Here is a 12,104-nt window from a genome sequence, read left to right on the forward strand (position 1 = left end):
ACCGAAAAAGTCGACAAAGACCGAATCTTTATACCGGCGATTATACTTTACCATAAAACCTCCGCTATATATATCGCGGAGATGTTGCGATTTCGGAGTTTTTTGAAGCGATTTTGGAGAAGGAGCTGCGGAACCGCCGTTCGGGGCAGTTACGTTTATTTTCATAAAAAACCGCGTAATTTATTAATTTACGGGCGATATATATTGCAGAGGCTTTCCTGCCGGCTCTATCTCAACAATCGAAGGTATCCCCATGGAATATATTCATAAACCCGTCGAAGAACTCACCTTTACCGACGACTTTATGTTCGGTACGGTCATGAAGATGAGGTATAAACCTACGCCCGGCCGGAGCGGTGCTGCAGGCAGCCACTGAAGCGAGCGCAAGCGAGCGAGGAGGCCGAGCGTGAGTGAGCCGCGGAGGGCGGGATCGCAGATACGTGTCGTCCGAAAAAATTAATAATTAATTTTATATCGCATTAAAGCCGGTTTCGGATCGCGTCGATAAATTCCCACGAGTTGAGCACGCGCTCGGGAACAGGATTTGCGATGCGCGCAGTTGTATCAAGTAGTTTGCTTTACTTGTATGCGCTTTTGTGCGAGGAAGTGTACTGTTTTTATCGGTGCGCTTCTCTATCATCACTAATACAGTATAGCATATTTCATCGCTTTCCACAACTTTTCGAATTATTAATTATTATTTTTTGTAATTTCGTTTTACTTTGAGCGTCGTCGTCATCTCCAGCGGCTTATCGAGTATCGTTATCTTTGTGATCCGCGCATAAGGCTGCAGTGTGTGATTTACCGCATCGACGTCGGCTTGGATCAAATGACGTATATCATCGTTCGAAAAAGAATCGCCTCGTTCTATGCCGAGTTTTTTAAACGCTTCGTCGCTCGGATAGACGAGCGCTTCTATGCTTTCCGATTTCGATTCGTCGTCTTCGACATAACCTTGCGCCGTGATCTGCTGGATGTTGTCGTAGAGCTGGAACGCGTCTTCGATCTCTTCGGGATACACGTTTTTTCCGCCCGACGTGACGATGATGTTCTTTGCCCGTCCGCACAGCGAAATATAGCGTTCGTCGTCGATTTTGCCGACATCGCCCGTTTTGAAAAAGCCGTCGTCGGTAAACATTTTCGCAGTTTCTTCCGGCATATTGTAATAGCCCTTCATCACCATCGGGCCTTTCACGGCGATTTCTCCGATGCCGTCTTTATCGGGATTGATAATTTTAACTTCTTCATACGGATAAAAATCTTTGCCGACGCTTTCGATTTTAAAACGTTCGACCGGATTCAGCGCGATGATGGGACTCGTTTCGGTCAAGCCGTATCCTTGAATAAAATTGATACCCGCAGCGTTGTACGCTTTGAACACACCCGACGAAAGCGGGCCGCCGCCGCAGATTGCGACGCGCAGCGTGTAGATGTTCGCCTGTTCGAGTACCGCTTTGAACAGCACTTTGCCGGGATTTTTTCCGGTGAGTTTTTTGACGAAGTAGGAAAATCCCATGAGAAAGCGCATAATGCCTGCGACGAGTACGCCTTTTTCGCGTATGCCTTTTTTTATGCCGGCGAGCAGTTTGTTGTATAAAAGCGGCACACCGAGCATAACGGTAATCTTACCTTCGCGCAGTTCTCGCATGAGGCGGGAGACGGCCATGTTTTTTCCGAATACGATTTCGGCTCCCGTCGACAGCGGATTGATAAACGCCGCCTGCATCGTGTACGCGTGATGAATCGGAAGGAGCGCGTAAAACACGTCTCCGTTGTAGTGCCTGAAATTCAGCTGTGCGATATAGCAGTCGCTTATTAAATTTTCGTGCGTGAGCATGACGCCTTTGGGCGTACCCGTCGTTCCCGACGTAAATAAAATTGCCGCGACATCGCCGCTTTCGGCTTCCCGGTTCGGTTCGATTTTACCGTCGGCTTTTAAATTACAAACATAGGTTTCCGGGTACTTCGGACTCAGCGACATGACTTTCAAAGAGGCGGCATTGCGCGCGAGGGATTCATATTTTTCTTCGTCGACGAAGATGATTTTCGGATCCGATACGCGCAAAAGATTGTCGACTTCGTTGTCGTGCAGCGCGTAATCGATCGGGACGACGATACCGCCGGCAAAGAGAATCGCCAAATACGCGATCGCCCATTCGGGCGAATTCTTTCCGGTTACGGCAACCCGATCTCCTTTTTTAACTCCGTTCACCGCGAGCCATATCGCAAGCGATTCTATATTTTTCAGCGCTTGCGCGTAACTGAAAGAGCGTTTTGAAGCGTTCGGCCCGTCGAAATCGGTAAAGCACGGACTGTCGGGAAACCGCTCTGCGGAAATCCGAAACACTTGCGGAAAAGTCGGCCATTCGGTGTCGAACACTTTGCCGCGGTATGAATCGAGAAACGACCAGGGAAGATTGTTTGTGTTTGTCATAATGTACTATTTTATCACATAATTGTGAAATCGGGGGATAAATTTATGTGATTTATGTCTGTTCTGAATCCTATCGGAAGGGATTGCTGAAATTATTTTCCCGTGAAGAATCCGCTGTCGCTGAGTGCCGACCACTTTTTATACATTTCTTTATAATTTTCACAGATAATAGCCGCAAACTTTAAAATCATAATATTTAGGCAATTTCATTCTCCATATATTTCCAGCTCCGTTTTAAATAATCTTTTACAATCGAAATTTCAATATCATCCATTGTGGTTTCAAGAACTTCGTTTTTTCGCGAAAAAACCGCCGCATGTGCCGTATTGTTGAGATTTAAGACGCGGACTCCTGATTCGTGTTTAAAAAAAGCATAACCGTCTATTATAACATCAGCCTTGTTCGCCAGTTCTTTTACATCAAGCATTTTTTAACCGTACCTCTTTTATTTGTTTTAAAAAATCCTCAGGGTCTATAAATAAATTTTTCAACATAGGTACTAAATCGATATACTCTTCTACGGCACCCGTTGTGTCGTAGTCGGCTGTCACGACAAGATATCCGTTATCCCAATGTTTGATTTCATCGTATTTACGTAAATGAGAAGAAGTCCTAAAGCGAATTGCATATTGATTAAAATCAAATTCCGAATAATTTCCGGAACAGCTTAAATATGCATAATTTTCCATGTTTAGAATCCTCATCGTGTCAAGGCTGGTATAACTATAACATAAGCCGCCGATGTTTTCCACTGTTCAAAACATAATTGCCGAACTTCAAAAAAAACTTTAAAAAATTACCGCTTTTCGCCTATAATAGAAGTATGGGAATTTTACGAAGGAGTCTGTACGTCGGCATGGTTTTGCTTGTGCTCTGCTCGGCGGCATACGCCGCATCGAAAACGGAAACGGCTCAGGCGAAACGCGAAGCTCTTATCGCGGATGCAAAAAAATATATCGGCTCTCCTTATGTTAACGGCGCAACCGGTCCGGAATCGTTCGATTGTTCCGGCTTTATCTATTTTATCGCGCGAAAATCGGCAAAGGTGCAGCTTCCGCGGAGTTCCCATGCCATATATCGATTTGTCGAGCATATTTCGGACGATGAAATCGAAGCGGGTGACTTGTTGTTTTTTTCGGCATCTTCGTCGGGGCGCATAACGCATGTCGGTCTGTACATCGGCGGTGATAAAATGATCCACGCGGCGAGCGACGGTCCGAAAACGGGCGTTATCGTTTCGTCGTGGAACGAGCGATATTGGAAGACGCATTACGTCGGCGCGGGGCGTTTTATTTCTTCGGCAAAAGGAGCGGCCGGCGCGGCTTCGGACAACTCCGATAAACAAAAATCCGATGCGCCTTCTTCCGGTAAAGATCGCGATAACAAAGCAAAGGGCACTGCGCCATCCGATAAAAACGGAACCGATAAGGGTACGCCGTCCGAGCCGTCGCATAAAGGTACGTCAAAAATCGATACTGCGAAAAAAAAGAACGGCGGCGATTCCGGTGCATTTATCGATAACTTTTATTGCAGTTTTTCGGCGGCAATCGATTGGTCGTTTTTTAAGAATAATGCTTTTGACGCAAATTTTCGCGGTGCTTGTACCGAAGCCGACGTAACGATTTCGAAATGGCCGCTTTGTCCGGGAATCGGCACAATGATTCGGGGATACGAAGGAGGGGCGGTTTTCGTTCCGCTTATGCTCGTACTGTCGCCCGCTGCCGCAGTCCGTATATATGCCGGTCCTGCCGTCGCACTCGGCGCTCCGACGTTTTCAGGCGAACGCATGAGCGTATCATCTTTTCCCGGCGTTTTCGGTATATCTTTTTGTACGCCGCCGCTCGATGCGGGCAGCGTGTCGATCCGTTTTACACAAGACATCTCGTATACCGTTTTTAAAAAACGCGACGGCTCAATGCCTTCCTTCGGCGATGCGTTTTGTGCGGGTTTTGCACTTGTGACGGGCATACGTGTGAGCCTTCCGATGCGCACCTTCGGCGGCAAGCGCGGTTAAGCGGAGGATGAAAGCATATCTTATAGTTAGAAATACTTTCAAAATTCGACATTCAAGTAAAATAATTTTTTACGAAAATATCACGTATCCTCGAGATTTTTTTTCAAAGCGATAGACGTGGAATTGTGAAATAATTATAATCGTATGTTATGCGCACGTTTCATATATGGTGGTATCGAATTTTATCCGCGCTCAAAATAGGCGCGCTGTCCTGCGCAGTCGGCGTGTGTTCCGGTGCCGTGTGCGCGGTATTCGGACGAGGCTTATTGTTAATTAATAATTTTCGCGACGCACATCAAATATTTTTAATTCCGCTTTTGCCGCTGCTCGGGCTTTGTATCGTGTTCGTATACGACAAGTGGGGCGGCGGCGCGGAAGAGGGTATGAATCTCGTGTTCGCCGCAGAGTTTGACGACGGACGCACGATTCCGTTCCGCATGGTGCCGCTTGCCGTCGGTGCAACGTGGCTCGGACACGTCGGAGGGGCGAGTGTAGGGCGGGAAGGGGTCGCCTGCCAAATCGGCGCGGTGATCGGATATACTGTCGGAAAGCTCGTAAAAAACAAACGCCTCGCGCAGACCTTTATCATTGCGGGGATGGCCGGCGGTTTTGCGGGTTTGTTCCGTACGCCCGTTGCTGCGGTGTGCTTTGCGCTCGAAGTGATGATCACGGGTCGCCTCTTTTATTATGCACTCGTGCCGGCGATTATCGCAGCGGGAAGCGCGTCAGCCGTTTCGGGGCTCTTCGGCGTTACGCACGAATATTCGCCGCTTTCGGATATGGGCGGCGCAGCGGCTTTTACGCTGCCCTTTATCGCAAAGCTCACAGTGCTCGCCCTGCTCTTTTGCGCCGCGGGGCAGCTTTTTGCGCATCTTTTAAAATATTGTCATGAGCGTTTTCAAGTTTGGCTGCCGAATAAATACAAGCGGGTTTTTATCGTCGGCGCGGTTTTGAGCGCGCTGCTTTTTGTCGCCCATCGCGGAAGATACGCGGGTTTGAGTTTTCAGATAACCGATGCGATTTTTGCGGGCGGAAACGTGTTTGCGTACGACTGGATTTTAAAATTGCTGTTTACCGTTGTCTGCCTTTCTGCCGGTTTTCAAGGCGGAGAGCTTACGCCGCTTTTTATCATCGGTTCGGCTTTCGGCTATGTCGCTGCCCCTCTTTTCGGCTTGCCCCCGCTTTTGGGTGCGGCGCTCGGTCACGGCGCGGTGTTCGGCAGCGCGACGAATACGCTCCTTGCGCCGATCGCGATCACGGGCGCGGTTTTCGGTTTTCAATACATGCCGCTCTTCACGTTCGTGTGCGCCGTAGCGTTTTACTGCAACGGAAATCACAGTATCTACCGCTTGCAGCGCGCGGCAACCCGCTGGTAGCTTCTTTATTCAGGGCAAGGGCTGTCAGAAACTGTATTTTCTAAAAAAAACGGTATCGTAAAAAAAAACAGCCGCACTTCCGTATTGATAGCTTCTCCATAAAAAATGAAAATTCAGCATACCTTGAATAAAGTAAAAACATATAAAAAAATTTGACAAATATGAATTTCAGGTATATCCTGTTTCTAAATTAGAAAAATATTTTCGGAAAATGTTTTCCTAATTTATATTTTAATTCTCCATAGGATTAAATTAGCAGGGTCGCATATACACATATACATCAAGAAAACTGTCCAAAAATTTCAGTTTTTGAACAGCCCATTAGCGTATTATATTTTGGAGGAAAAATGAAAATTTTTATCCGGAAAACAGCTCTGTTTTTAATGGTTTTTTTATCGGTTTTTGCGGTCGGATGTACGAAAAGGATATCAGTTGGAGAGGCTACAACGGAAATTGTTTTTTTGAGTAATTCCGTCAAGCCCTATGATACGGCTATTCCGATAATGATTGCTGAATTTGAAAAACAAAATCCGAATATCAAAGTAAAAGTGGAAATGCTTCCTACAAAAAGCCTTTGGGAAGCGGTGGAGATTAAACTGAGTTCAAAAGAACCGACGCCGGATGTTTTGTTTATCGACAGCCCTCTCACAACGACTTATGTTGCTAAAGGCTATATCGATTCTCTTAATGATCGTTTTTCAGCCGATGAACTTGCACAATACGTTGATGTATGCAGACAATACGGTACTGTCAACGGTAAGTTGTACGCCGCACCTTTTGTAAATTCATCTCAGGTTTTGTATTATAATACGCGTCTTTTTGATGAAGCCGGTATAGAACATCTGTCAAAAGATCCCGAAAAACGATTGACATGGGAAGAATTGGTTGAAATTGCAAAAAAATTAACAATAGATAAGGACGGTGACGGTGTACCGGAAGTATTCGGACTCGGTATTGCACAGATAAGCCGACCTTATCAAATGCTTACAATGCCGGAGTCATTAGGCGGAAAAGCGATCGGAAAGGACGGCCTTACCGTATCGGGTATTTTGACGGATGATGCATGGATAACATCGTGTCAGTTTATTTCGGATTTGTTCAATGTACATAAAGTAACGCCGAAAGGGGTAAGCGCTTCGGATATGCTCGCTTATTTTCCGAGCGAAAAATTGGCAATGTTGATCGGCCCCGATTATAATCATTTGGCATACAGTAAGAATGAAAATCTTACATGGGATTATGCTCCGTACCCGTATTTTAGAAACGGAAAACCTGTTACTCCGACCGGCTCATGGAGTTTGGGTATTAATAAATCTTCAAAGAATAAAGATGCTGCTGTAAAGTTTATTAAATTTCTTACATTATATCCATCATGTATTGAATGGTTCAATCTTGACGGTCATTTGCCGGCAAATAAGCGGACATTGGAATATATCGCCGATAATGAGAAATTTACAAAGTGGCCATTTGATATTTTTACATTGATTAACTATGAAAGCCGAAATACTGCAATCCCGCGCCCCCTTTCACCCGGATACTTGGAATATGAATCGCTTCTAACCAATGCATTTGAAGATATTCGTAACGGCGGCGATGTAAAAGCTATTCTGGAAAATACGGAAATATCCGTTGACAGAATGTTGCGTAAATATAAATAAGGCTATTAGGAGCTTTCGGACACATCGATATCGGTGTGTCCGAACGGGAGTGCGGTCGATGATTCTTTCAAAAAGAGAGAAGATAATTCCCTATCTGTTTTTAGTCCCTGCTTTTTTGGGTCTCGGTATTTTTCGCCTCGCACCGATCATTTCCTCTCTGTTGGACAGTTTTACGACAGTAAGTTTTGTGGGCGGTATCACGCGGAAATTTTGCGGTTTAAAAAATTATGTATTTGCATTAACGGATCCCGTTTTCTTAAAATCGTTGAGAAATACATTAATTTTTACGCTTATCGTTAATCCTTTTGAAGTGTTATGGGCATTCATACTTGCCTTGCTTGTATATAAACACGGCAAAGGGATGGGAGCGTTTCGGACGATTTTCTTTGTGCCGTTTACGATGTCGTTGGCGATTACCGCTACTATTTGGGGAATAATGTTTAATCCGAACGGAGGATTTATTAATTCGATTTTAGGATTGATAAGAATTAAACCGCTGCAATTTTTGACAAGTCCGTCTCAAGCTCTGGGAAGTATCATATTTCTCGTATCCTGGAGATGTGTCGGATATTGGATGATTTTTTTAATAAGCGGCCTGCAAAATATTTCTCAAAGTTTATATGAATCGGCATGGATAGACGGTGCCCGCGCATGGCAAAGTTTTTGGTATATTACATTGCCTATGATGAAACGTACGCTTTTATTTGTAATCGTTGCAGATACTACACAAAATTTTTTAATGTTTACACCGATGTATATTCTTACCGGCGGCGGCCCGGAAAATGCAACAAACGTCGCAATGTACGAAGCGTATAAAAATGTTTTTATTTATACGGATAGAGGCGTCGGAAATGCGATGGTTATCATTATTATTTTAATGATTTTAACAGTCGTTTTCTGTGAGTTCAAATTTATTCGTTCTAGGGAGACATAAATTTATGGTACATAAACAAATCGTTGCAGCCAAAATTGTAAAATATACGGCACTTATTTTTTTTTCAATAGTGTTTTTGCTTCCGATTTATTGGGTTGTGATCTCGGCGTTTAAAACGGATAAGTCGATTTTTGCCGCGCTCATGCCTTTTAGTACAAAGGCATTATGGTTCGATACGAAATTGTATTTCGGTGCTTTTCAAGATATCCTTGTAAAACGAAATTTCGGACGCGCAATATTTAACAGTTTCTTTGTAACGTTCAGCACCGTGATCCTCGGGGTACTGGTTACTTCTCTTTGTGCATTTTCTTTTTCCGTATTCGATTTTAAAGGTAAAAATATTTTATTTGTGATCGTACTTATTACATTTATGATTCCGTTCAGTTCCATTGCACTTCCTCTATATCAAATCGTAAGCGGATTGCGCATGATCGATACTTATTGGGCGCTTATTCTCCCTGCCGTTGCAAACGGATTATCCATTTTTTTATTTCGTCAATTTTTTATGGATATACCGAAATCGTATCTGGAAGCGGGAAGGCTTGACGGCGCGTCGTGGCTGACGATTTACGGAAAAATTTATATGTCCATGTCGCTTCCTATTATCGTAAGTGCGGGGATTATTATTTTTATGGACCAATGGGAGGCGTTTTTATGGCCATTGCTTTCGGGGCGGTCGCCTGCAATGAAAGTAATGCAGGTTGCTATTGCGGATTTATCGCAAGATAACGAAGTGTATTGGAATCAAATTTTTGCGGCCTGTGCAATTTCCATCGTTGTGCCGATTTTGATCGTACTTCCCTTACAACGGTATTATATACTCGGTATTGCAAGTTCCGGAATTAAAGAATAACTATGTCCGTTTTTTCTATACTGATAGATAGCGATATGGCGCTTGGAAGTAAAAATGCCGATGTCGACGATGCGCTTGCTATTCTGCTTGCGCTTTCCGAGCCTGCGCTTTCCGTTAAAGGTATAAGTCCGTCGGCAGGAAATGTTCCCGGTGAAAAGTCGGGGCCGAATATCGATCGTCTGCTTCGTATGATCGGAAGTACCGTCGAACATGCGTCGTTTGCTGCACGCTGTTGGAATCCGTCATTGTGGGTGTACAAACGATGGGAAAAACAAGAACCCGTCGAAATGCAGCGCACTTTCGGCAATGGAATGACAAGCGCCGATTTTATTGCAGGAAAATTATTAAAATCTTCCGAACCTTTGTATGTAGTAACGATCGGACCGCTCACTAATATTGCTGCGGCATTGTCGATGTATCCTGAAGTAGTGCATAAAATCAAAGCATTATATATGATGGGCGGATCTTGGCATGAGCCGGGTGTAGGCGGCGGTGAAGCGGAATTTAATGTGCTTTGCGATCCCGAAGCTGCACAATTCGTTTTTTCGTTTCCCCTAAAAATCGTAATGTTCGGACTTGATGTGACAAAGAAACGTAAAATTGTTCCGGATGACTTGAAATCGTGGATGAATTCCGGAAGCCCTTTTTTACGATATCTTGCTCAAGAATGTATTTCCTTTATGCATTTCAGAGCACAACGCGACGGTTATGAAATTCCGTATGCCTTTTTCCATGATATCATGCCGATAATCGGACTGCTGTATCCCGAATGGTTTACGTTTGTACCCTGTAAAATCGATATCGATACGGACGGAGAATTTACGCGCGGTAAAACACTTATCGATATTAAACTGCGCGGAGAAAAAGCATTTCCTCATCTGGTTGCAAAGGACGTCGATGCGGAAAAAACATTTTGCTATGTGTGTTCAAAAATTATGTCTTCATACGGAGATATAACGATATGAAAAAAATACTTTTTGATACCGATTTGCTCGGAGATGATTTGCTTGCGTTATTTGCGATGGTAAAGGATCCCGATGTCGAAATAGCGGGAGTAACGGCATACGGGCGGAGAATTCCGAGTGTAGAGCGCTGTAAAACGGCATGTGCTTTTCTCGAAGAACAGGAGATATCGGGCATACATTTCGTTCCCGGTGTATCTCATCCCTTGGTACGACGTCCGCTCCCCGGTTGCAGATATTGTGATGATGTATTATGCACTCTTCATACTGCATGGTCGCATACAAAAAATATTCATAATGTAATAGAGGATTCTGTGCATGCTGCGTCGTTTATTATGGACACGGTAAAAAGGAATCCGAAGGAATTTTCTTTATTATGCACAGGACCGCTTACGAATATTGCACTGGCTGTTTTGCTTTGTCCCGAATTGCCGTATCTTATAAAAGAAATTACCGTTATGGGAGGAACGTGGAAAGAATGCGGTAATTCATCCGCCGTTGCAGAGGCGAATATTTACAACGATCCTGAAGCGGCAAAAATTGTATTTGCCTCTTTTCCGTCGGTTACTATAGTTCCGCTTGATATCACTATGCAAGTAACGATAAAAACTGCGGATTTGCCGCAAGATGTGCCATCATCCGTTTCCGGTATTGTGGCATCATGCTGTAGGGCGCACAGCGATAGAGGAGAAGATGCAAAGATGCCGTTACATGACGTACTTGCATTTTTGGTAATGAAATACCCCGACTTGGCAGAGAAGAGGAAATGTGCGATACATATTGAAACAAAATCTTCGAAATCAAGCGGTATGATGATTTTTGATTTTCTTCGGGGAGATCATATGCTTTGCTGTAATGTCAATTCACAAAAAGCGACGGAATTTTTTTTGGAATTATTGGAACGGTAAAATATGATAGAATTACACGGCATTATTCCATATTTGGTGAGCCCGATAGATAAAAACGGAAATATTATCGCTGACGCATTACAACGATTGTGCACCGATTTAATACGTGATGGAGTACACGGGCTGTGCGTACTTGGAAGTTCCGGTGAATTTCCGTATTTGAATTTTAATCAAAAGAAAGAAATCGTTTCTGTCGCTGTAGATGCCGCGTCAGGCAAGGTTCCTGTCATCGCCGGTGTTTCCGGTTTTTCAATTGAGCAGACACGGACAGAAGCTAAAGTATTCGCGTATTTAGGGGTAAGCGCGATCGTTATCATGCTTGAGATGTATTTTCCTCTATCGATGGAATGTATAGCCGCTTATTATCGTAGCATAGCGGAGAGTGTTCCCGATGTACCGTGTGTCTTATACTCGAATCCGAAATTTATGCACTTTGAAATTCCGGCAGAAGTCTTTGAAATGATTTCCGATGTTTCGAATATTGTTTATTATAAAGATGCGTCGGGTATAACCGGAAAATTATTAAATTTAAAAAACCGCTTTAATACGCGATATAAATTTTTCTCAGCATCCGCCCATATTCCGCTCTTTGTCTCGATGCTCGACGGAGTCGGATGGATGGCGGGGCCTGCCTGTCTTGCTCCGAAAACCTGTATAAAACTCTATGAGTTGTCAAAGCGGGGTAATATCGAAGCGGCGCTTGAATTACAAAAAAATATGTGGCCATTGAATGAAGCATTTTCTCGTTTCGGCTTGGCGCGATCTATCAAGGCGGGATTGGAATATTTAGGATATAATGTAGGAAATCCTATCCCCCCGTTGTCTCCTCTTTCTGACGAAGATAAGAAAATCCTTTTTCCGATAATCGATATCGTTCGTGCATTGGGTGAAATATAATAGATCTGCCGCTCCTCGCTGTCCCCGCCGGCTGAGCACTGCAGTCGCCCGCGAGCATTGCCCGCTTT

Annotated in this window: 12 protein-coding genes; 9 read left to right on the plus strand and 3 right to left on the minus strand. The window is 44.2% G+C overall.

Annotation, left to right across the window (positions count from 1 at the left end; genetic code table 11):
* The first annotated feature begins 253 nt into the window (after nucleotides 1-253).
* Nucleotides 254-376 (plus strand): hypothetical protein, encoded by a 123-nt coding sequence (locus HMPREF0860_RS14200; RefSeq protein WP_021329643.1) that lies wholly within the window; start codon nucleotides 254-256, stop codon nucleotides 374-376.
* Nucleotides 377-697: 321 nt separating this feature from the next.
* On the opposite strand, the gene HMPREF0860_RS02875 is transcribed toward HMPREF0860_RS14200, so the two are convergent.
* The 3 genes from HMPREF0860_RS02875 to HMPREF0860_RS02885 all read right to left on the minus strand — a co-directional run bounded on the left by HMPREF0860_RS02875 (nucleotide 698) and on the right by HMPREF0860_RS02885 (nucleotide 3,123).
* Complete coding sequence (locus HMPREF0860_RS02875; protein ID WP_021329617.1) at nucleotides 698-2,434, minus strand: AMP-dependent synthetase/ligase; 1,737 nt, start codon at nucleotides 2,432-2,434, stop codon at nucleotides 698-700.
* Nucleotides 2,435-2,630: 196 nt separating this feature from the next.
* Nucleotides 2,631-2,861 (minus strand): DUF7723 family protein, encoded by a 231-nt coding sequence (locus HMPREF0860_RS02880; RefSeq protein WP_021329641.1) that lies wholly within the window; start codon nucleotides 2,859-2,861, stop codon nucleotides 2,631-2,633.
* Complete coding sequence (locus HMPREF0860_RS02885; RefSeq protein WP_021329686.1) at nucleotides 2,854-3,123, minus strand: DUF7724 family protein; 270 nt, start codon at nucleotides 3,121-3,123, stop codon at nucleotides 2,854-2,856. The genes HMPREF0860_RS02880 and HMPREF0860_RS02885 overlap by 8 nt, the downstream gene beginning before the upstream one ends.
* A 134-nt stretch (nucleotides 3,124-3,257) precedes the next feature.
* Between HMPREF0860_RS02885 and HMPREF0860_RS13165 the strand changes: the two genes are divergently transcribed.
* The 8 genes from HMPREF0860_RS13165 to HMPREF0860_RS02925 all read left to right on the plus strand — a co-directional run bounded on the left by HMPREF0860_RS13165 (nucleotide 3,258) and on the right by HMPREF0860_RS02925 (nucleotide 12,036).
* Nucleotides 3,258-4,448 carry a C40 family peptidase gene (locus HMPREF0860_RS13165; RefSeq protein WP_156002016.1) on the plus strand — a complete coding sequence of 397 codons (1,191 nt, stop codon included), beginning with the start codon at nucleotides 3,258-3,260 and terminating at the stop codon, nucleotides 4,446-4,448.
* A 149-nt stretch (nucleotides 4,449-4,597) separates the two neighbouring features.
* Nucleotides 4,598-5,824: a chloride channel protein gene (locus HMPREF0860_RS02895; protein ID WP_021329710.1), complete on the plus strand. Its 1,227-nt coding sequence runs from the start codon at nucleotides 4,598-4,600 to the stop codon at nucleotides 5,822-5,824.
* A gap of 347 nt (nucleotides 5,825-6,171) precedes the next feature.
* Entirely contained in the window at nucleotides 6,172-7,482 is a 1,311-nt protein-coding gene (locus tag HMPREF0860_RS02900) for an extracellular solute-binding protein (RefSeq protein WP_021329635.1), read from the plus strand.
* A 58-nt stretch (nucleotides 7,483-7,540) separates the two neighbouring features.
* A complete protein-coding gene (locus HMPREF0860_RS02905) occupies nucleotides 7,541-8,416 on the plus strand; it encodes a carbohydrate ABC transporter permease (protein ID WP_038080524.1) in 876 nt (291 codons plus the stop codon).
* A 4-nt stretch (nucleotides 8,417-8,420) separates the two neighbouring features.
* Nucleotides 8,421-9,269, plus strand: coding sequence for a carbohydrate ABC transporter permease (locus HMPREF0860_RS02910; protein WP_021329671.1), 849 nt, complete (start codon nucleotides 8,421-8,423; stop codon nucleotides 9,267-9,269).
* 2 nt (nucleotides 9,270-9,271) lie between these two features.
* Nucleotides 9,272-10,234: a nucleoside hydrolase gene (locus tag HMPREF0860_RS02915; RefSeq protein WP_021329731.1), complete on the plus strand. Its 963-nt coding sequence runs from the start codon at nucleotides 9,272-9,274 to the stop codon at nucleotides 10,232-10,234.
* A complete protein-coding gene (locus tag HMPREF0860_RS02920; RefSeq protein ID WP_021329665.1) occupies nucleotides 10,231-11,139 on the plus strand; it encodes a nucleoside hydrolase in 909 nt (302 codons plus the stop codon). Before HMPREF0860_RS02915 ends, HMPREF0860_RS02920 begins: the two co-directional genes overlap by 4 nt.
* 3 nt (nucleotides 11,140-11,142) lie before the next feature.
* Nucleotides 11,143-12,036, plus strand: coding sequence for a dihydrodipicolinate synthase family protein (locus HMPREF0860_RS02925; protein ID WP_021329652.1), 894 nt, complete (start codon nucleotides 11,143-11,145; stop codon nucleotides 12,034-12,036).
* Nucleotides 12,037-12,104: the final 68 nt, after the last annotated feature.

The sequence above is a fragment of the Treponema socranskii subsp. socranskii VPI DR56BR1116 = ATCC 35536 genome, from assembly GCF_000468115.1.
In the GTDB taxonomy this organism is placed as follows: domain Bacteria; phylum Spirochaetota; class Spirochaetia; order Treponematales; family Treponemataceae; genus Treponema_D; species Treponema_D socranskii.